This window comes from Roseibium sp. (assembly GCF_965216085.1).
GTDB lineage: Bacteria > Pseudomonadota > Alphaproteobacteria > Rhizobiales > Stappiaceae > Roseibium.
On sequence record NZ_OZ244138.1, the window covers coordinates 1,677,151 to 1,696,631 of the forward strand.

The following is a 19,481-nucleotide window of genomic DNA, read 5'->3' on the forward strand; positions in this document are numbered from 1 at the left end:
ATATTAGGTGCGGTTGGGTGCGGCCAGATGTGACCCCAACCGTGCTGCCCGTGCCGGAAAACTGGCACGGTCTTCTGTCCGGCCGGATCCTGCAGGTGCGGAAGGTTTGCCGCCCGTGAGGATCGCTGCCCGGGGTGAGAAGTTGAAAAATTGTGGCAGACTGGCTGCTCCGATGGCGCCGGCGTCATGGCCAAAGCTGCCTGTTGCGATATCTGGCGACTGGCGGCTTTCCGGGGCCGCGTCATCACTGGCCGCACTCAAGTTCTTCGCAAAGTCGGTGTTGAATGTGCCGCCGAGATCGCTGTCGATAACCACCAGTGGCATGTCTAGAAGCGAATAAGCTGAGCGCATTCCTAGTGCGAGCGCTTCGACACAATCAGTCGTCCACTCTTGGAACTTAGTCCCACCGGCCTCAGCTGCTTCCCGGAGGTCGGTCCGGCTGAGCCTGGAAAAACCTTCCGGAGACAAATGCCGCGCAAGAGCAACCAAGCTAGCCCGCGCCAGAAGAATATCCCACTTTTGGCGTGGCGGATTGGCGGTCGGCAACGTGCTTGGCGGCACTGGAATCATGGCGACATCAGCCGCGTTGCCGGTGACACCGCGCACGATGTCTCCGTTCATAATCAGGCCGCCGCCAATTGCCGGGCCGAGAAACAGGTAGAGGAAATTGTCGTTCTGCCGCCCTTGTCCATAGAAAAGTTCGGCCACAGCGGCTGCCGTACCATCGTTTTCGCTAAAGACCGGCAGGCCGGTTTCCTGTTCCAGGGCTCCGGCCAGATCATAGTCGTCCCATTCTTTGAAATGCGCTTCCGGCAAGCCAAGTTCGTGCAGCCAGGCGCCAAGATTGAACGGCTGTGCAAGCCCTATGCCTGTGATCCGGGCGCTTTCATCTTCATCGAGCGCGGCGCCGAGGCTCTCCAGGTCATCGATCAGGATTTCAAGTGCCTTTGACGGGGCGGGCAAGATCATTTCGTGGATGCGCCGGTCGAGGATACGTCCGGAAAAATCCATCAAAACGGTTTCCATATTGGTGCGGTCGAGACGTACCCCATAGGAGAATGCACCGCGCGGCGCCAATTGAAGGATCGTTGCCGGCTGGCCGCGGCTGCCATCGTGACGCTTGCCCGCTTCCACGATCAGGCCTTCTTCGATGAGGTTCTGAATGATCGCGCCGATGGCCGCATTGGTCAGTTGCACCGCGCGGGCAAGTTCGGCCTTTGACGCTTCACCTGCACGCCGCAGGATCTGAAGAACAATGCGTTCGTTATACCGCCGCAGTTGTGCTGAATTGGAACCGCGGCCACTTTTGCGGATGTCTTCCATCAGGCACCTCCCTTGCCTTCCGGGCAGGTTTCCGCCCGGAAACCGTAATTATTTATTTTGATGAAATTATTTGACTCATTTTCCATCCTGTCAATTCAAAACACTGCTGCGACGCAGGGTTTCGTTGCTGTGCTGCGGTAGGTTGTTGAGTTTTCTAGATTAAATAAATTTGATAAAATTAATCAGGGCGCGGTTTTGGAATAAAGAAGCCATTGTTGAGGTCTGGAGAGCCAACGCGCGATCCTCTTCGTTTTGGGAAACGTAATGTTGGCGCATCCTTATACAGAACGTGGAAATTGTTCGCGGGGGCTTCCGGATCAGGGCGGGCCAGCGCTATGGTCCGAACCTGAATAAGAACAGGAGAAAGATCCATGCCGCGCACCCATGATGAAACGTTTCTTGAAAAGGCCATCGCGGCCGGTGCGGGCGAAAGACCTGCCGATCTGGTCATCAGGGGTGTTCAGCTATTCAGTGTTGTCGATGGCTCGACGACCACAACAGACATTGCCGTTTCCGGCGACCGGATCGTCGGAACCCACGATACTTACGAAGGTGAAAAGACGATCGATGGAACTGGCCTGACTGCTGTGCCGGGTTTTATCGATACCCATTTGCATGTGGAATCATCGCTTGTCACTCCGTTCGAGTTCGACCGCTGCGTCCTTCCCCACGGTGTCACGACGGCAATCTGTGATCCCCATGAAATCGCCAATGTTCTGGGCGCAGACGGCATCAAGTATTTCCTGGAAAGTTCGCTAGAGACGGTGATGGATCTGAAGGTCAACCTGTCGTCTTGTGTCCCGGCAACCGCATTTGAGACGGCCGGTGCCTGCCTGGAAATCGAAGACCTGCTGCCGTTCAAAGACCATCCAAGCGTGATTGGCCTGGCTGAGTTCATGAACTTTCCGGGTGTTCTGTCGCGTGATCCAAAAGTCCTGGCGAAACTTGCTGCCTTTCAGGACGGACATATCGATGGTCACGCACCGTTGCTCAGCGGTAAACCTTTGAATGGGTATCTGTCGGCTGGGATCCGGACGGACCACGAGGCAACATCTTTAAAAGAAGCTCAGGAAAAACTCGCAAAAGGCATGGCTGTTTTGATGCGGGAAGGCTCCGTCTGTAAGGATCTGGACGCATTGGCGCCAATCCTCAGCGCTGATACCTCTGCGTTTGTTGCCCTTTGCACGGATGACCGCAACCCGCTCGACATTGCCGAAGAAGGCCACCTCGACAGCATGATCCGGCGCCTCATCGCCAAGGGCATCCGGCCTTTAGATGCCTACCGGACCGCCAGCTGGTCAGCGGCCAATGCGTTTGGCCTGATAGACCGCGGTGTTTTGGCGCCGGGCAAACGCGCGGACATCGCACTTTTGAAGGACTTTGAGGGCTGTCAGGTCGAAATGGCAATCTGCGGTGGTGTGGTTGCGGATGATGCCGCTTTTGGTGCGCGATCGATCGTTTCTCCGGTGGGGCTCGACAGTGTGAAGGCGTCAGAAGTCACGGCTGCATCCTTCGACATTCCCGCGCGCAACAGTGAAGCCGATGTCATTGGGGTCATTCCAGGAAAAATCATCACCGAACACCTGAAACGAACCTTGCCGGTGACCGGTGGCAAAACCTTTGTCGACTTTGATCAGGATGTATTGAAGGTTGCCGTGGTCGAACGCCACAAGGGCACCGGCAACATTGGCCTCGGGTTTGTGCATGGTTTTGGGATGAAAGAGGGGGCGATTGCGTCTTCCGTTGGTCATGACAGCCACAACATCTGTGTGGTTGGCGCCGATGAAGCAGCCATGGCCCATGCAGTCAACCGGGTGATTGCCATGAAGGGCGGCTTTGCGGTGGCCGATAAAAATGGCGTTAAGGCAGAGCTTGCTTTGCCGTTGGCCGGCCTAATGAGCCTGGAACCATTTGAAACCGTGCGTCACGAGCTTGAGGATCTGCGCAATGCAGCCAAAGCGCTGGGCTGCACGCTTGCCGAACCCTTCCTGCAAGTGGCTTTCTTGCCGTTGCCGGTCATCCCGCATCTGAAGATCACCGACTTCGGTGTGTTTGATGTCGACAAGTTCGAACTGGTGGATCAGGGAAGCTAATAGCGCCGCATGTTTTTCCGGAACCGGTTCCATTCCACATAGGCTTCGATAAACAGCCAGAAGAAGATCATGCCGGCGATCAGGGACCCAATCATGATCTTGCTGTCGAGGGCAAAGTCGGACAAATGATCCTCCGGGTGTGCGATCCGGGGGTTGATCGGCAGATAGACGACCTGCACGTCCTTGCCGCCTTGACCAATGTTGCTGCCGGGAGGGCGTTTGAAACGGACATATTCCAAGGTGCCTTCGGGCGGTTGGAATTCGATCAGAAGACTGTCGCCTGATACCCAGGCCTGTCTGTTCTTAAGGTAATTGCGCGGATTTTGACGGGCGAGTTCCCGAACCGCGTCCGGATTTTTCGGCGCGCTCGATACCCTGACAATGGTTCCGGACGCGGTCTCTCCAAATCGGGTCAACAGCCAGTATTTCATGGCGCTGTCAAAATGAAGGCCAATTGAGATCACCACCACAAGGGAGGCGAAAAACAAGATGACGACATTGAGGGCTCGGCTGTCGTCCGCCGCTTCTTTCGGATTGAACATGGCGGACCTGCTGCTGCTTGCGAAGACCGGGTGTTCGAAAGTATCAATTTAGAATTGAATTGCCTCAGAGTCCAAATTGCAACCCAATCCCGTCGTATAGGCCCTCTTCATGATCCTGACTTTCGCCGTTTCCGGCTACCGCTCCTTGCGTGACATCATCTTTCCGCTCGATCGGATCACGCTGATCACTGGGGCCAATGGCAGTGGCAAATCAAGCCTGTACCGGTCCATCCGGCTTCTGGCAGAGGTGGCGCAGGGGAGGGCGATCGGTTCACTGGCTGCCGAGGGTGGTCTGCCGTCCACTTTGTGGGCGGGGCCTGAGATTGTCTCGCGGGCAATGAAGCGCGGTGATGTGCCGGTCCAGGGCTCTGTCCGAAAGGGCGTTGTCTCTTTAAAACTCGGTTTTGCCGATGAAGACTATGGTTATGCCATTGATCTCGGATTGCCCGCTGATGCGGGACGGTCGTTTTTTTCAATGGATCCCGAAATCAAGTGCGAGGCACTCTGGGCTGGCGAAGCCCTGTCCCGATCCAACGAAATTGCAGGGCGTAATGGCCCTTCTGTCAAAGTCCTGAACCAGAACGGGCAGCGGATCCCAGTTGTTCAGAATCTGGCCCGGTTCGACAGCATGATGACCCACGCAGCCGATCCGAAAGATGGACTGGAGCTTCTGGTTCTGCGGGAACGCATGCGCGCCTGGCGGTTTTACGACCACCTGAGGACTGACCGTGAGGCCCCGGCCCGGTTTCCCAAGATCGGCACGCGGACACCCGTGCTGTCCGGCGATGGCGCCGATTTGGCCGCGGCCCTTCAGACAATCCTGGAAATTGGTGATGAACAGGCGCTGGCAGAGGCGATCGACGATGCGTTTCCAGGCGCAAGCATCGAGGTGGTCGTCAACGATGGTTATTTTGAACTTCTGATGCAGCAAAAAGGGCTGCTGCGCCCTCTCAGGACAACGGAGCTCTCTGATGGCACGCTGCGCTATCTTCTTCTGGCGGCGGCTCTCCTCTCGCCGCGTCCCGCGCCGCTGATCGTCCTGAACGAACCGGAGACCAGTCTTCATCCGGCGCTTCTCGAACCGCTTGCCCGATTGATTGCGACAGCGGCTGAAAAGACCCAGGTGATTGTTGTTTCGCACGCAGACCCTCTTGTTTCGGCGCTTGCCGCACAACCGGATTGCATTCATCATCACTTGTTCAAGGAACTGGGAGAAACCCAAGTCGAGCATTTGGATCCGCCAAGATGGCGCTGGCCGAGCCGATAGAATGGCTCGCGGATGTCAGCTCGGCCATTTGAGCCCCAAATGGACAGAAAATGAGTGGTTTTGGTGTGGAATGACACCTGAGCGTGTAAAAAAGTTGAAGAGGTGTCGTTACGTCGTCCGTTGACGTAAACGGAAAGTTGGGTCATGTCAGGGAGGAATACCGATTTCGGCACCGCAATATACGATGCCGTTTAGGGAGGAGGGTTCGGCCAGAGGGGCGGCTGAACCGGTCTGCCGGCAAAGAACCCTGTTTAAGCCGGATAAGATGCGTTGGAGAACGATATGATGACTGCGGAGGAGTGGAGCGCGACGCTAAAAGTCCGCCCAGTACACGAATATCTGGATATTGCCGTCACCAAGTTTGGAGACCGCCCGGCGGCAGACTTCATGGGGAAAGTCTGGACGTACAACGAGCTCGGCGAGCTGGTTGACCGCACTGCCGCAGGCCTTCAGGCTATGGGCGTTGGTCCGGGTGTTCATGTTGGCCTGTGCCTGCCGAACACGCCGTTCTACACCATCTTCTATTTTGCGATTTTGAAAGTCGGCGGCACGGTTGCCAACTTTAACCCGCTGTATGTGGAGCGCGAAATTGCTTTCCAGGCTCGTGATGCGGATGTGCGTATCATGGTGACCATGGATTTGAAGGTGATTTACGACAAGGTCGAAAATGTCCGCAAAGAGCGGGTCCTGGACAAGATCATCGTTTGCCCGATGACCTTCTGCTTGCCGACCGTAAAAAAGACCTTGTTCAGCCTGTTCAAGCGCAAAGAACTGGCGGCCATCCCGCAAGACGATGCTCACGTTTTGTTCGACAGTTTAATGACTAAGGGCAACAAGCCAGCGCCAGTTGAATTTGACCCGGCAGAAGCCATTGCGGTTCTTCAATACACCGGCGGAACAACGGGTGTTCCCAAAGGGGCGATGCTGACCCACAAGAACCTCTGCGCCAATATCGAACAGATGCGCGCCGTCTTTGAAAAGGCGCGTCCGGGCGAAGAAAAGCTGCTCTGCGTTCTGCCGTTCTTCCATGTCTTTGCAATGACCGTGGGCCAGAATCTGGCTGTAATCCTTGGCGCGGAAATGGTGCTGCAGCCGCGGTTCGAGCTGAAGATGTTGCTTGAGACAATTGTGCGCAAGAAGGTCACCTTATTCCCGGGCGTTCCGACCATCTACACGGCGATCAACAACTCGCATGAAACGCAGAAATACGATCTGTCCAGTATCAACCTGTGTATTTCAGGCGGGGCGCCGTTGCCGGTCGAAGTGAAGGAAAACTTCGAGAAACTGACCGGCTGTATCCTGGTGGAAGGTTATGGCTTGACCGAGTCTTCTCCGGTGGCTGCAGTCAATCCGCTGGACGAAAACCGCCGCGCCGGCTCCATTGGCCGTCCGGTTCCAGGTACAAAGGTCCGTTTCGTCAATATCGAAGACCGCGAGACAGAAGTGGGTCCTGGCGAAAAGGGCGAGCTTCTGCTGCATGGTCATCAGATCATGAAGGGATACTGGAAACGCGACGATGCCACAGCTGAGACCATCAACACCGACGGTTACCTTCACACGGGTGATGTTGGGTATCAGGACGAGGACGGCTTTATCTACCTGGTCGACCGGATCAAAGATCTGATCCTGTGCTCCGGTTACAATGTCTATCCGCGCGTTATTGAAGAAGCGATCTATCAAAACGAGGCCGTTGATGAAACGATCGTGATTGCAGTTCCCGATGAATACCGGGGGCAGTCTCCAAAGGCATTTGTCAAACTGAAAGACGGCCATTCCTTGTCGGCTGAAGACCTCAAGAGCTTCCTAAAGGACCACCTGTCGGCCATTGAAATGCCGCGGGAAATCGAGTTCCGCGACGAATTGCCGAAGACAATGGTCGGCAAACTGTCGAAGAAAGAGCTGGTTGAAGAAGAAGCTGCCAAGCGCGCCAACGCAGCTTGAGGATATAGGCCAAAGCCTTTGCTGATCGGGCGGTTGTTCTATCAAACGGACTGCCGCCCTTATTGTATCAATCGGTCGGTCTGAGGTTATAAGGTTCGCAGGTAATCTTTAAATTCCTTGCCACTTTCGAGCGGAAACCGCGTTCCCGTTTGTTGAAAATCAGCAATCCTATCCAAACGGAAGTTGCGAAAATCTTCGCGCTTTTCACACCAGGCGGTCAGGACCCACACCTTTTCAAATGCGGTCAACCCCAGTGGTCGTACGGTCCGCTCACTCAGCCGGTTCTCGCCGTCTCTGTAGTGTACCAGGAGTTTGCGCCGGCTTCGTATCGCAGATCTCAGGGGAGAGAGCGCGTCCTGCCCCTCGGCTGACGATCGGTTGCCGACCGCGAGCAGGGGACGGTTGAAGTTCCGGTCCTGGTCACTGAGGACAGCTCCAATTTTTCCAAGGGCGCGTTCGGCTGCAGCTTGCATGTCCTTGTCACTGCGCGCCTTGATCATTTGCAATCCGAGCAGAACCACATCCAGTTCGTCCGGGTCGAACTGCAGCGGAGGCAGAAAATAACCGCGTTCGATTACGTAGCCGATGCCACCCTCGCCGCGTATTGGGGCCCCCATCTCTTTCAAAGTTGCCATGTCCCGGTAGACCGTGCGTTCAGTCACACTCAGCATTTCTGCAAGCGTTGCAGCAGAGACTGGAGACCTTCGGCTTCGCAAAATGTCGAGAATGGAGAAAAGACGGAGTGTACGCATAAGGCCCCTGACAAAAACTGTCTCTGGGGTTTCTTATAGCCAGTGCAGCAATACGAAGAAAGGACATCAAATGCTGCGCAAAGATCTTGGACAAATGAAGGTAATGGGGTTTGCCCGCTATCGGGCCAAGGACGAGGTGAACCCGGCAGAGCTCATTGGAGCCGCGCGACGATGGCAAAAGGAATTCCTGGAGAAACAACCCGGAATCGCGATGCATTGCTTTCTGGGAAATCTAACTGGTGAGTACGCCGATGCGATTTTGGCAACTGACGAAACCGCCTTTGCCGAAATGAGCGAGGCGCATATGCAAGCTGAGAGTTCCAGAGCGTTTATGGACCTTCTGGAGCCTGGCAGCATTCGTCTCTGTAAGAACATTTTACAACAACCACTGAATGCCATTCCGGAAGGATTCTGTGCAATCGAATTCGGAACTTTCCGGCCAAAAGGAGGGAATGGGTTCAATGAGGGCGCCCTGAACGCGGCGGCCGATCGGGTCAAGCAAGAGTATCTCTCAAGATTTCCAGAAAGCCGGACACACAGGATCGGCAAGGTAGACGGTGAAACCTATTCAGAAATCTGTTTTATTGAGACAGCAGGAGCCGCGCGGGAGATCTGCGCAGGTTACGTCAATGAAGACGCGTGCTTGCCGTTGTTGTCCATGTTTGACCCCGAAAGCGTCGATTTGGATTTTTGGCACGTTCTTGCCTGAGATAGCTGCAAACGTCAGTTGGAATAGCCGCGGCCGTCGGAGGCTCGGGCAAGCTGACGGCCCCGGATAGCCTCACGCCGGACAGTGTAGATTGATGCTGCAATTACAATGCCGGCGCCTAACAGCGTTTCCAGGCCAGGCCATTGGCTGAAGATCAGCGCTCCAAACATGGTGGCATAGAGCAGCCGTGTGTAGTCGAGGGAGGCAATTGCGGTTGCCTCCCCAGCTTGAAACGCTTTGATGTTGGCCATTTGTCCGCCCCATGAGAAAACGCCGACAGCAAGGAGGAGACCCCACTGTTCCAGCGTAGGCGCTTGCCAGGTGAACCAGGCCGGCACCAACATGATCAAACCGACGCCAAGCGCTTGATAAGTGAGGATGGTGTTTGGCGGATCGGTGCGAGTCAAAATGCGGATGACAACCATCACCATGCCAGCACAAGCGGCACTGCCAAGGGCCATTAGCGCATAGGGGTTAACCAGCCCTTCGCCGTCTGGCCGTAGCATCAGCAACACTCCGAGAAAGCCCACGATAGTAGCGCCCCACCGGTGTTTGCCGACTTCTTCCCCAAGGAACCAAATGGCAAGGATCGTGATAAAGAAGGTCTTGGAGAAGCTGATGGCGGTCGCATCAGCAAGCGGCAGTTCAATGATCGCGGTGAACCCAAGCAGCATCGCCGTCGCAGCAAAGACGACACGGGTCAATTGCAGTCCTGGCCGTTTGGTCGATAGAGAATGGGGGAGACCGGACAGAATCTTTGGCGCTACGATTACGAGCATAATAACCTGGCGAACAACAAGGATCTGAAAAACGGACAGGTCCTGGCCGATGAATTTGATCAGTGCCACCATGATGGAAAACAGGAATGCCGCTAGCAAGATCCAGAGCGCGCCAATCGTATTGGGAGGCAGCTGGCCGAGCTTCTGAGTCAGGCGGCTTTTAAGGCCGCGGGACGGCGATGCTGTTGGCGTTACCGCCGGATCTGCCGGCGGTTTGCGGGAAGAGGTGTCCATGAGCAGTCCTGAAGCCGTCCGGATATGACATGCCAGAAAAACTGGTGCGGAATTGTGCCCGGGCGATTTGTGAGTGTGCGTACAAATCTACCGCAAATCGTGCTGAAGGGAAGAGCCGGGCGCATTGAAATGAAAAAGTGCACTGGCCAGTTTAGTTTTGGCGCCTTATAGTGGTTCTAATCTGCCGGGAGCCATATCCCACGCGTCCAAGACCCCGGCCAATGATTTGTTCTACTGAAGGTCCCGTTTCATGAACCAAATGGCTACTCCGAAATTCGGTGTTGGTGCCCCTTTGCGCCGCAAGGAAGATTTGCCGCTGATCACAGGGCAAGGAACCTATACGGGCGACTATCAGCCGGAAGGCTGTCTTCATGGGTATGTTGTCCGCTCAGCGATGGCGCATGCAAAAATCTCTGTAGACAACGCCGATGACGTGCGGGCGTTGGAGGGCGTACGTTTGGTGCTCACAGGGGCGGATGTTGCTGGCAAGGCGATGCCGACTCAGGCCCTTTTGAAGCAGATCGATGGCACCGACTTTAATCTGCCGGTGCAGGGGCTCCTGTGCACGGACACGGTTCGTTATGTTGGTGATGCAATTGCATTTATCGTCGCCGACAGTGTCAGCGCAGCCCGTGATGCGGCTGAAATGCTGGAAGTCGACTATGATCCTCTTGATGTTGTTGTCGAGATGGAAGATGCGCTTGCAGACGATACTGTAAAAGTCTGGCCGGAGTTCGGCACCAACATCGCTTTCACCTTTGGTCATGGTGACCAAGACAAGACCGAGGCAGCCTTTGCCAAGGCGGCTAAGACAGTTTCAATCGATGTCGTCAACAACCGGATCGTAGCCAACTACATGGAGCTGCGTGGCTGTGTTGCCGAATTTGACTCAGCCAGTGAGCGCTTCAAGGTCACTCTCGGCACCCAGGGCGGTCATGGAATGCGCAATACGCTGTGCGGCATTCTTGGTTTGGAGCAGGATAAGGTCCAGGTCATTACGCCGGAAGTCGGCGGCGGTTTTGGCACCAAGATGTTCTGTTACCGCGAATATCCGCTGTCGATGATTGCCGCCCAGACATTGGGGCGTCCGGTGCGCTGGTCCGGGGAGCGGACAGAACACTTCGTCACCGACGCGCATGGCCGGGACAATCTGACGCGCGGCGAGTTGGCGTTGGACGCGGACAACAAGATCCTCGGATTGCGGGTCGATGTGAAAGCTGCGATGGGCGCCTATCTGCACCAGTTTGCACCGTTTATTCCCTGGGTCGGAACGACCATGTCGTCCGGGCTTTATGATATCCCGGCGGTATTTGCGAAGGTGGAAGGCGTTTACAGCCACACAGTTCCAACCGACGCCTTCCGCGGCGCCGGCCGACCAGAAGCGGCCTATCTGATCGAGCGGTTGATCGACAAGGCGGCTGAGGAAACCGGTCTCGGGCCCATTGAATTCCGCAAGTTGAATTTCATCAAACAAGAGCAGCTGCCCTATACCACCCAGACGGGCCGCATGTATGACACGGGCGATTATGCGGGGCATCTGGATAAGGCGCTGGAAACCGCAGATTGGAACGGCTTCAAGGCCCGCCAGGCGGCGAGCGCCTCAAACGGCAAATACCGGGGATTCGGCATTTGCTCCTATATCGAGGCCTGCGCCTTCCCGGGTGGGGAAGAGGCGACTGTGGAACTGAGTCCGGAAGGCAATCTCACTCTGCTAATCGGCACCCAGACCAATGGCCAGGGGCACGCGACAGCCTACAGCCAGGTGGTTGCGGAGAAATTCGGCGTTAGCATCGAGGATATCGAGGTCATCCAAGGCGATACGGACCGGGTGCGCAAGGGCGGGGGTACCGGAGGATCCCGGTCCATTCCGCTTGGTCTGCCGTCCGTGCGCGATGCCAGCGTTTCGCTGGTCAACAAGGTCAAGGAGTTGGCCGCTGACCGTTTGGAAGCGGGTATCGAAGATCTGGAACTCGACAGCGGTATGGTAAGGGTTGTTGGCACAGACCAGCAGGTGAGCCTGGCCGAAATCGCAGCTGGGGCGGAGGAAAACCTGTCGGCCCGCGAAGAGGTCAAGCAGGCGGAAGCGACCTATCCGAACGGCACACACATCTGCGAACTGGAAGTCGATCCCGACACCGGGGATATCTCAATCGAAACCTACGTCATCGTGGATGATTTCGGCGTCACCGTGAACCCGCTGCTCTTGGCCGGACAGGTGCATGGCGGAGCTGCCTCGGCAATCAGTCAGGCTTTGTGTGAACACACGGTCTTTGATGAAGATGGCCAGCTTCTGACAGCCTCGCTTCTGGACTACCGGCTGCTCCGGGCTGCGGATTTGCCGGAAATCGATTTTCAGACCCGGAACATTCCGTCGACCACCAATGCGATGGGCATCAAGGGCGCTGGTGAAGCAGGCACTATTGGCGGCTGCGCGGCAGTAATGAATGCGATCCAGAATGCCCTGAAAGACGGCGCTGGTGTTGAGAAACTTCTCGACATGCCAGCAACGCCGCAGCGGGTTTGGGATGCAATCCAATCAGTGAAGTAGTCTTCCTGTACTCAAAAGAAAAAGCGCCGGCGGAAACGCCGGCGCTTTTTCATTTTGGGTCCGGCAAATTCAAGCAATTGCATTGGTGGAGGTTTCAAGAAAAGTCATAGGTAGTCAGTTACTTTCAAACCGTAAGGGAATTTGACAATTGCGTAGCCTCTTGCCGGTCCTCTATGACCCTAACGATGCAAGACAATCCCCTAATTCCATCGCAGATATTAGACCAAATCACAGACAAAACCTGTGAGGGGCTCGCGCTTGCATTGGCGTCTGATGACGATGGCGCTGTCATGTATCTGCAGTGGTGCAACAAAGCTTTCACTAAGATAACCGGATATCAGGCCAAGGAAGTCATCGGAAAACGCGGAACCATATTGATTGGTTCAAGCATGGATCAAGGCAGCCACCTGATCATCATCGAAAAACTGATGAACTGGGAACAGTTTTCGCTCAAAACCCAGAACAATCGAAAAAATGGCGAGCAATACTGGCAAAAAATGAGCTGGACTCCCTTGTCAGACATGGCAACGGGAAACAGGTGGTGGCTCTGCTCCCTTATCGAATTAGAGCATCGGCCGGATATGCAGGCAGAAGAGAAAATGCCGGACCTGCAGGGTGCCAGCCGGGACTTGTTGACCGGATATGCAGAAAAAATCGAGCGGCTGGAAAAAGAGAACAAACGCCTTCACGAGCTGGCGAAGGTAGTTGCAAAGGAATCCAAAGAAGATGCTTTGACCGGTTTGTCTAACCGGCGCCATTTTGAAGTCGAATTGAAATCCTGGATCCAAGACCTTCAAAAAACGGGAAAAGATTTCGCGGTCTTTTATGTGGACTTGGATCGCTTTAAGTCTGTTAACGACACACTCGGCCATGACGCTGGAGATCGATTACTCATCTCAGTTGCAAACATGTTGCGCCGGTTGACGAGCGAAGCCGACTTGATCGCGCGAATAGGCGGAGATGAATTTGTCATACTGCGCCCTCTTGGATCTAGCGCATTGGATATCAGCAGCCTGGCTGATGCCATCGTGCAGGAAATGCACGCGCCATTTGCATTTGAGGGAAAATCAACGTTTTGCAGCGCAAGCGTTGGTGTGGCCATCGCAAATGCAAAGATGGAAATTCCGGAACAAGTGGTCTCAGATGCGGATATGGCGCTCTATCATGCCAAATCGAATGGCAGGGGGCGATGGTCGTTCTTTACTGAAGAGATGCATGCCGAGGCAATCACGACAAAGCGGCTTGTCTCAGACCTTCTGATTGCGTGTGAAAAACGTGAGTTTGTCCCTCATTTTCAGCCTGTCATTGACGCTGCTACTGGCAAGATTGCTGGCGCTGAAGTGTTGGCCAGATGGGTGCATCCGACCATGGGAATGCTCTCACCAGCCTCGTTTCTCGAGACGGCTACTGCGATGGGGATCCTGAAACGGATAGACGAGATAATTTTCAGTTATCTTCCTGATGTTTTAGCGCTTTTCGATAGCGCTGGCGTCGATGTTCCCCGTCTTTCGGCAAATGCCTCTGCGGGCCGGCTCGCAGACCCGAGCCTCATTCACGACATTAGACGATCTGGCGTCGATCCGAAGAGACTGATCATCGAAATACTGGAATCAGTCTATCTGGAACGAATTGGGGACGTGGTGCATTGGACACTTGGCGAACTTAAGGAAATGGGCGTGGCCATTGCACTTGATGACTTTGGCACGGGGCACGCGTCTGTACAGGGGCTGTTGAAAATCAACCCGACTGTTTTGAAGATCGATCGTCAATTCATCCTACCGATCGTTGACGACGCGACCGCCCGCGCACTGGTAGCTTCGATCATCGGGATTGGAAAGAGCCTTGGCATGAAGATTGTCGCTGAGGGTGTCGAGACAGAAGACCACGCTCGTTTTGCAGCAGACATGGGCTGCGATTATCTGCAGGGCTTTTATTTCGGAAAGCCCATGTCCTCAAAGGATCTGCATCAAAAGTTGATTGAAAACAACGGTGTATTTTGGTCGGAACATGCTCTGAGATAATCTAAGCAAACCCGGATCAGACCGTGTTCTGAACGCGTTCTGCTTTAGGACTGCGTCAGAAGGATAGAGCTTCCAATTCAGTCAATCTAATGAGTCAAGCAGGCCTTACCGCTTGAAGCTGAAAAGCGCCAGCGGGAACGCCGGCGCCTAATCTTTATTCGGCAGGTAATGGTTGGGGGACGCCGCCGCTGCGTTCAAATTCCCAGATGTTTTCTTCAAAAGCTCTGAGGCGTTTGTAAACGGAAATCAGTTCGACGATCGTCGGCCAAGCATGAACCAAATACTGGAACGAGCTTTCCACTCGGTCAAAGGCGCGAGTGATCTGAGACATCAGGCCGAAAGTGATTGCGCCGCTCAAGATTGTCGGGCCAAGCGCCACAAGCGGTACCAAGACGGTGACCTGAAGATAGGTCCACTTGGCAACATCGAAGTACATATAATGGAAGAACAGCCGAAAATAGTTTTTCCGCACATGTCCGAACAACTCCACGACGGACGGTGGAGTGGCCCGGTTGTCGTCGTCCTCGCCGTAGACGAGCTCCTTCCGGTAGGCGGCTTCAACTTTCTGATTGTTGAATTCCAGGCCTGGAAGTTTGAAACCAACCAGGGCCAGAAGCACGGTGCCAGAAGCAGCTGACAGGATCGCGATGTAAACCAGAGAGTGGTCAACAGCGCCGATCCAGGGCAGTTCGGTAATGTTCTTGGAGAGGCCCCAAAGCAGCGGGAGGAAAGCAACCAGGGTCATCACGGACCGCATAAAGGATACCCCGAGACCCTCCATAATCCGAGCAAAACGCATGGTGTCTTCTTGAACACGTTGCGAGGCGCCCTCAATGTGCCGGACCACCTTCCAGTGTGCCATGTAGTAGTTGTTCATTGCCGTCCGCCAACGGAAGACAAAATGTTTGATGAAGAATTCCAGGAGCACAACGATAACGATGTAGACGCTGACGATTTTTAGGAAGGTCGCCAATTCGCTCCAATACTGAGCTTCATCGACTTCGCCGGGCGTTGTAAGCGCCTTTTGCACCAAATCGTAAAATGAGCCGAACCATTGGTTGATCTGAACATCCACTTGAACCTTGTACCAAGTGACGCTCAAAATGATGACCGAGCCGACCCAGGCCCACAAAAGCCATTGGCGGTTCATAAAAAACGATCGGAACATGGGTCTACGCCTTTCGAATCGGAATTTTTTGGGATTATAGGGGCGTCAGATGGCAGGATAAGACGTTGCGGCACATTTAGGCCGGTTGTGAAGAGAATTTACCCCAAAGCTCTTTGTTATCATCCTGAGTGTGGATTGCACTGACGGGCTGCGAAGCTTGGCGATTGCAAATTTGGTCTCATAGACCGATACTCTAGGTCCATTCCCAAAGCGATTTGCGCAAACTGATGCGGCTCAACACGCGGGCCCTGCTAGAATTTCCTACCTGCGTAATTTGTTCTGCTGTTCACGTAATTTCTAGTGCTGGTGCATTCCGTGAGCCTCTGATTTTGTGCCGGCCACTGGATTTATCGAATGGCAAACACCCGCGCAGATTCCCGTATTTCTGGCCCGCCTGCACCAACAGGCATGACCCGTCAGGCACCACTGATTGGGATTGCGCTCAAGCTTGCATCAACGCTTGTGTTTTTTGCCATGGTAACCGCGCTGAAAATCGCGGCGGAACGTGTGCCGATCGGCGAACTGGTCTTTGCCCGCAATTTTTTCGGCTTGTTCCCGGTCCTGATCATGGTGGGGATGCGGCGGGAACTCGGTCTCGCTTTCAAAACTCAAAACCCGAAGGGCCACTTGGTTCGTGCATGCATCGGCCTGTCCGCAATGGTCTGCATGTTTACAGCGTTTGACCTCTTGCCGTTGCCGGATGCGACCGCAATCAACTTTGCCACGCCATTGCTAGTGGTTGTGCTTGCCTATTTTCTGCTTGGCGAGCAGGTACGGATTTACCGCTGGAGTGCGGTCGGTGTCGGATTTCTTGGGATTCTGGTGGTGTTGTCACCGCATTTGGGGGAGGGAGCAGCCGTCAATGCCTCTACGCTCGGGGCAGTGGCGGGATTTTTGGGGGCTGGCTTTGCTGCGCTTGCCATGATCACGGTGCGCAAGTTGTGCGAGACGGAACGGACGTCGACCATCGTCACCTGGTTTTCTCTGGCCGCAACGCTGATTTCATTGCTGACCATCCCTGCTGGCTGGATTTGGCCGAGCCAGGCTTGGGTTCTTCCCGATCTTGAGACTGCCGGTCTTCTGGTGCTGATTGGACTGTTCGGCGGAGCGGGACAGATCCTGCTGACACAAAGCTACCGCTATGCCGATGCCTCGACCATTGCTCCGTTCGATTACATCAACATGATTTGGGCGATCCTGATCGGCTGGCTGGTATTTGCCGAAGAACCGGTTCTAGAGGTGATCTTGGGGGCCGTAATTGTCATTGCGGCCGGGATCTTCGTTATTTACCGCGAACACAAACTGGGCCTCGACCGGACCAAACACCGCCGGGCGTCGACGCCATCGAAGTCGTGACTTTTATGTGGTGATAGAGCTTCTCTACAGAGTGCGCGTGGTGCCGTCCCGGACTTGATCCGGGACCATTTCAAGAAAGACCCCGGCTCAAGGCCGGGGAAGCTGCGGCGCACGTTAATGCTAGAAATCAAAAAGGGTTATGGCTTGTAGTAGAACGTTTCACCTGAGCTCTTGGTGCCGTCTTTAAAAATCAACTGGACAGTAATTGATTGAGTGCTGTTGGCAGGCAGTTCGATATAGGGTTTTTCCTTTAAGACAGCATTCGGATTGGAGGGATCACAGGCATCCAGCTCCCACATCTGGTCAAGATCTGTGCTGTTGAGGCTGTAGAAAACAAAGTCGATGCCGCAGCGCCAAGATTCCAGATGGGTGAAATAAATCAGCTGTTGGCCGTTCCAATCGCGGAAGGACACCCAACTGGTTTTCGTGACATCCAGGATCTGTTTGATCTGCTCCGGCGGCATGCCTTGCGAGACTGCTGGGGATCCGGTTAAAGGGAGTGCGACCAATCCGGCCAGCAACATTGTATTTCCAAGTTTGCTCATTGTCGCTCTCATTCGCTGGTCAATAAATCTTGGCGCTAAAACGCCTTAAATGTGATGATTGTCTTGGTGTCTTGAATGCCATCGATCGGGTGAACCTTCTCATTCACAAAGTGACCGATGTCCGTGCCGTTCTCAATGTAGAATTTGACCAAGAGATCATAATCGCCGCTGGTGGAATAGACTTCTGAGGCGATCTCGGCGTCCGCAATTGCGTTCGCGACTTGATAGGTTTTGCCAAGCTGGCATTTGATCATCACGAAAAACGGGGTCATACGGCGCTCCTGAATGGATGAATAACGTTTGAGTCAGGACATCGCGCATCTGCTGCGAACAGTCAATCGGTGCGTCCATATGAGCCGGGAGCCTAAGTGCAACGGGGGTTGAAAATCGGAACCGGCCTTGGTACGCCAAATCATCTCATGGGGGTGCCCGGCAATCGTGGATCGGGCTGAGAGGCAAACGGCCAACTCCTTGAACCTGATCCGGCTTATACCGGCGGAGGGATTGAGATCATGGCAGACAAAACACTCAACATTCTAATCGAAGCCATTGCCAGCAGTTTATTCAAAAACTGGGCTGGAGGTTTGGCATGACCTTGTCGATTGCTGCCAGCACGCAAAATCTTGCGCCAGAAGCTGTTTTCGCTGTTCTTGAACGGGTGCGGCAGAGAAAACCCAAGGTCCATGCGATCACCAATTCGGTGGCGCAGGGTTTTACCGCGAATGTTCTGCTGGCGCTGGGCGCCGTGCCATCTATGACCATCGCACCAGAAGAAGTCGCGGGTTTTGCGTCGTCTGCTGATGCGCTGGTGATCAATCTTGGCACTTCGGATGATGTCCGGCAGACAGCCATCCCCTTCGCGATCGAGGCCGCCAAGGCAGCGGGCCGGCCGGTCTTGATCGATCCTGTATTTGTCGATCGTTCCCCGCCTCGGTGTGCCTTTGCCAAGGATCTGATGAAATCCGGGCCATCTTTGGTGCGGGCGAATGAAGCGGAAATAGCAGCCCTCTTTGCTGAACGTTCTGAGGTGGATGCGTTGATTTCAGCCGGAACGGTCTTTGCGGTAACGGGTGAAGAAGACAAGATCGAAAGCCTTGGAGAAGACTACCGTTTGCGCAATGGCCATGCCTTGATGGCCCGGGTGACGGCGACCGGATGTGCTGGTGGCGCCGTGCTGGCAGCTTTTGCCAGCGTTGAACCTGATACTGCATTTGCCGCGGCCTGTGGCCTGTCGGTTTTCAATATCGCCGGAGAGATTGCAGCCTCGCGGTCGGCGGGGCCGGGTAGTCTCGTGCCTGAACTGCTGGATGCGCTTTTTGGCCTGACAGCTCGGGATATCGAAAGCCGTCTTCAAACCGGCTGACCACTCTTTCGTGAAATCTGATGGAGGATACCATGACCGCTATCGCGGTGACCATTGCAGGTTCGGATTCCGGCGGCGGTGCCGGTATTCAGGCGGACCTAAAATCCTTTTCCGCCAATGGGGTTTATGGCGCCAGCGTTTTGACCGCTTTGACAGCCCAGAACACGCTTGGTGTCACGGCCATCCATGATATCCCGATAGACTTTGTACGGGCGCAAATGGATGCCGTTTATTCCGACCTTGAGGTTAAGGCGACCAAGATCGGCATGCTGTCGCAAGTTCCGATCATTGAAGAAGTGGCCGCAGGTTTGAAGCGCCATCAAACCGGACCTGTAGTGCTGGATCCGGTGATGGTGGCCGCGTCCGGTGATCCGCTTCTGGTGGATAGCGCAGTCGCCAGTCTCATGTCCGAGCTTTTGCCGCTGGCCGATGTCATTACGCCCAATCTGCATGAAGCTGCGCGCATGCTGGAAACAGACATGGCCGCCAGCGAAGAAGACATGTTGGATCAGGCGCAGCGGTTGATTGGACTGGGTGCAAAATCAATTCTCTTAAAAGGCGGTCATGGCTCCAGTGATGAAAGCGCAGATCTGTTTTTGATCGGTGCCGGCGACCCTCTCTGGCTTCGGGAAAAACGGATTGCGACGGACAACACCCATGGAACCGGCTGCACTCTGTCGTCCGCTATTGCAGCTGCACTGGCGAAGGGCGAGGGGCTCAGTGAAGCCGTGATTGCCGCCAAGGCCTATATCCACCAAGCCATTTGTCGCTCTGATGAACTTCAGATCGGCAAAGGGCATGGCCCCGTCCATCACTTTCACGCATTTTGGGGGAAATAAA

The 19,481-nt window shown here is 54.8% G+C and carries 16 protein-coding genes and 1 riboswitch; of the genes, 9 read left to right on the plus strand and 7 right to left on the minus strand.

Annotated features, from left to right (window positions below; genetic code table 11):
* Nucleotides 1–3: 3 nt before the first annotated feature.
* Nucleotides 4–1,323: an ROK family transcriptional regulator gene (locus ACOOFE_RS07675; RefSeq protein WP_420414410.1), complete on the minus strand. Its 1,320-nt coding sequence runs from the start codon at nucleotides 1,321–1,323 to the stop codon at nucleotides 4–6.
* Between the two features lie 371 nt (nucleotides 1,324–1,694).
* Here ACOOFE_RS07675 and ade point away from each other — a divergent pair, with 371 nt between their 5' ends.
* Nucleotides 1,695–3,416 (plus strand): adenine deaminase, encoded by a 1,722-nt coding sequence (gene ade / locus ACOOFE_RS07680; RefSeq protein ID WP_420414411.1) that lies wholly within the window; start codon nucleotides 1,695–1,697, stop codon nucleotides 3,414–3,416.
* On the opposite strand, the gene ACOOFE_RS07685 is transcribed toward ade, so the two are convergent.
* Nucleotides 3,413–3,958, minus strand: a complete 546-nt coding sequence (locus ACOOFE_RS07685) for a hypothetical protein (protein ID WP_420414412.1) — start codon at nucleotides 3,956–3,958, stop codon at nucleotides 3,413–3,415. The two genes, ade and ACOOFE_RS07685, sit on opposite strands and share 4 nt — an antisense overlap.
* 109 nt (nucleotides 3,959–4,067) lie before the next feature.
* Between ACOOFE_RS07685 and ACOOFE_RS07690 the strand changes: the two genes are divergently transcribed.
* Both ACOOFE_RS07690 and ACOOFE_RS07695 read left to right on the plus strand, forming a co-directional pair.
* Nucleotides 4,068–5,225 (plus strand): AAA family ATPase, encoded by a 1,158-nt coding sequence (locus tag ACOOFE_RS07690; RefSeq protein WP_420414413.1) that lies wholly within the window; start codon nucleotides 4,068–4,070, stop codon nucleotides 5,223–5,225.
* A gap of 282 nt (nucleotides 5,226–5,507) precedes the next feature.
* The gene (locus ACOOFE_RS07695) at nucleotides 5,508–7,166 is read left to right on the plus strand and encodes a long-chain-fatty-acid--CoA ligase (protein WP_420414414.1); all 1,659 of its coding nucleotides are present in this window, start codon (nucleotides 5,508–5,510) and stop codon (nucleotides 7,164–7,166) included.
* Nucleotides 7,167–7,252: 86 nt separating this feature from the next.
* Here ACOOFE_RS07695 and ACOOFE_RS07700 read toward each other — a convergent pair whose 3' ends face one another.
* Nucleotides 7,253–7,918, minus strand: a complete 666-nt coding sequence (locus ACOOFE_RS07700) for a helix-turn-helix transcriptional regulator (RefSeq protein ID WP_420414415.1) — start codon at nucleotides 7,916–7,918, stop codon at nucleotides 7,253–7,255.
* Between the two features lie 70 nt (nucleotides 7,919–7,988).
* On the opposite strand from ACOOFE_RS07700, the gene ACOOFE_RS07705 reads away from it, so the two are divergent.
* A complete protein-coding gene (locus ACOOFE_RS07705) occupies nucleotides 7,989–8,627 on the plus strand; it encodes a hypothetical protein (RefSeq protein WP_420414416.1) in 639 nt (212 codons plus the stop codon).
* A gap of 14 nt (nucleotides 8,628–8,641) precedes the next feature.
* Here the strand turns inward: ACOOFE_RS07705 and ACOOFE_RS07710 are convergent, their stop codons facing one another.
* Complete coding sequence (locus ACOOFE_RS07710) at nucleotides 8,642–9,640, minus strand: DMT family transporter (protein WP_420414417.1); 999 nt, start codon at nucleotides 9,638–9,640, stop codon at nucleotides 8,642–8,644.
* Between the two features lie 250 nt (nucleotides 9,641–9,890).
* Here ACOOFE_RS07710 and ACOOFE_RS07715 point away from each other — a divergent pair, with 250 nt between their 5' ends.
* Nucleotides 9,891–12,188 (plus strand): xanthine dehydrogenase family protein molybdopterin-binding subunit, encoded by a 2,298-nt coding sequence (locus ACOOFE_RS07715; RefSeq protein WP_420414418.1) that lies wholly within the window; start codon nucleotides 9,891–9,893, stop codon nucleotides 12,186–12,188.
* 185 nt (nucleotides 12,189–12,373) lie between these two features.
* Nucleotides 12,374–14,209 (plus strand): EAL domain-containing protein, encoded by a 1,836-nt coding sequence (locus ACOOFE_RS07720; protein ID WP_420414419.1) that lies wholly within the window; start codon nucleotides 12,374–12,376, stop codon nucleotides 14,207–14,209.
* A gap of 154 nt (nucleotides 14,210–14,363) precedes the next feature.
* On the opposite strand, the gene ACOOFE_RS07725 is transcribed toward ACOOFE_RS07720, so the two are convergent.
* Nucleotides 14,364–15,377 (minus strand): putative transporter, encoded by a 1,014-nt coding sequence (locus ACOOFE_RS07725; protein WP_420414420.1) that lies wholly within the window; start codon nucleotides 15,375–15,377, stop codon nucleotides 14,364–14,366.
* 354 nt (nucleotides 15,378–15,731) lie between these two features.
* Here ACOOFE_RS07725 and ACOOFE_RS07730 point away from each other — a divergent pair, with 354 nt between their 5' ends.
* A complete protein-coding gene (locus ACOOFE_RS07730) occupies nucleotides 15,732–16,733 on the plus strand; it encodes a DMT family transporter (protein ID WP_420414421.1) in 1,002 nt (333 codons plus the stop codon).
* Nucleotides 16,734–16,870: 137 nt separating this feature from the next.
* On the opposite strand, the gene ACOOFE_RS07735 is transcribed toward ACOOFE_RS07730, so the two are convergent.
* Nucleotides 16,871–17,278, minus strand: coding sequence for a hypothetical protein (locus tag ACOOFE_RS07735; RefSeq protein WP_420414422.1), 408 nt, complete (start codon nucleotides 17,276–17,278; stop codon nucleotides 16,871–16,873).
* Between the two features lie 35 nt (nucleotides 17,279–17,313).
* A complete protein-coding gene (locus ACOOFE_RS07740; protein WP_141185897.1) occupies nucleotides 17,314–17,550 on the minus strand; it encodes an Lrp/AsnC ligand binding domain-containing protein in 237 nt (78 codons plus the stop codon).
* Between the two features lie 139 nt (nucleotides 17,551–17,689).
* Nucleotides 17,690–17,799, plus strand: a riboswitch (TPP riboswitch).
* Nucleotides 17,800–17,867: 68 nt separating this feature from the next.
* Between ACOOFE_RS07740 and ACOOFE_RS07745 the strand changes: the two genes are divergently transcribed.
* Together ACOOFE_RS07745 and thiD are read left to right on the plus strand one after the other, a co-directional pair.
* Nucleotides 17,868–18,641: a hydroxyethylthiazole kinase gene (locus ACOOFE_RS07745; protein WP_420414423.1), complete on the plus strand. Its 774-nt coding sequence runs from the start codon at nucleotides 17,868–17,870 to the stop codon at nucleotides 18,639–18,641.
* A gap of 32 nt (nucleotides 18,642–18,673) precedes the next feature.
* The gene (gene thiD / locus ACOOFE_RS07750) at nucleotides 18,674–19,480 is read left to right on the plus strand and encodes a bifunctional hydroxymethylpyrimidine kinase/phosphomethylpyrimidine kinase (protein WP_420414424.1); all 807 of its coding nucleotides are present in this window, start codon (nucleotides 18,674–18,676) and stop codon (nucleotides 19,478–19,480) included.
* Nucleotide 19,481 lies beyond the last annotated feature (1 nt).

Bases quoted from the DNA above. Each gene is read 5' to 3' on its own strand.
- ade (WP_420414411.1), top strand. From the start codon at position 1,695: ATGCCGCGCACCCATGATGAAACGTTTCTTGAAAAGGCCATCGCGGCC.
- ACOOFE_RS07725 (WP_420414420.1), bottom strand. From the start codon at position 15,377: ATGTTCCGATCGTTTTTTATGAACCGCCAATGGCTTTTGTGGGCCTGG.
- ACOOFE_RS07695 (WP_420414414.1), top strand. From the start codon at position 5,508: ATGATGACTGCGGAGGAGTGGAGCGCGACGCTAAAAGTCCGCCCAGTA.
- ACOOFE_RS07720 (WP_420414419.1), top strand. From the start codon at position 12,374: ATGCAAGACAATCCCCTAATTCCATCGCAGATATTAGACCAAATCACA.
- ACOOFE_RS07735 (WP_420414422.1), bottom strand. From the start codon at position 17,278: ATGAGCAAACTTGGAAATACAATGTTGCTGGCCGGATTGGTCGCACTC.
- thiD (WP_420414424.1), top strand. From the start codon at position 18,674: ATGACCGCTATCGCGGTGACCATTGCAGGTTCGGATTCCGGCGGCGGT.
- ACOOFE_RS07690 (WP_420414413.1), top strand. From the start codon at position 4,068: ATGATCCTGACTTTCGCCGTTTCCGGCTACCGCTCCTTGCGTGACATC.
- ACOOFE_RS07705 (WP_420414416.1), top strand. From the start codon at position 7,989: ATGCTGCGCAAAGATCTTGGACAAATGAAGGTAATGGGGTTTGCCCGC.
- ACOOFE_RS07740 (WP_141185897.1), bottom strand. From the start codon at position 17,550: ATGACCCCGTTTTTCGTGATGATCAAATGCCAGCTTGGCAAAACCTAT.
- ACOOFE_RS07675 (WP_420414410.1), bottom strand. From the start codon at position 1,323: ATGGAAGACATCCGCAAAAGTGGCCGCGGTTCCAATTCAGCACAACTG.
- ACOOFE_RS07710 (WP_420414417.1), bottom strand. From the start codon at position 9,640: ATGGACACCTCTTCCCGCAAACCGCCGGCAGATCCGGCGGTAACGCCA.
- ACOOFE_RS07715 (WP_420414418.1), top strand. From the start codon at position 9,891: ATGAACCAAATGGCTACTCCGAAATTCGGTGTTGGTGCCCCTTTGCGC.
- ACOOFE_RS07745 (WP_420414423.1), top strand. From the start codon at position 17,868: ATGACCTTGTCGATTGCTGCCAGCACGCAAAATCTTGCGCCAGAAGCT.
- ACOOFE_RS07730 (WP_420414421.1), top strand. From the start codon at position 15,732: ATGGCAAACACCCGCGCAGATTCCCGTATTTCTGGCCCGCCTGCACCA.
- ACOOFE_RS07685 (WP_420414412.1), bottom strand. From the start codon at position 3,958: ATGTTCAATCCGAAAGAAGCGGCGGACGACAGCCGAGCCCTCAATGTC.
- ACOOFE_RS07700 (WP_420414415.1), bottom strand. From the start codon at position 7,918: ATGCGTACACTCCGTCTTTTCTCCATTCTCGACATTTTGCGAAGCCGA.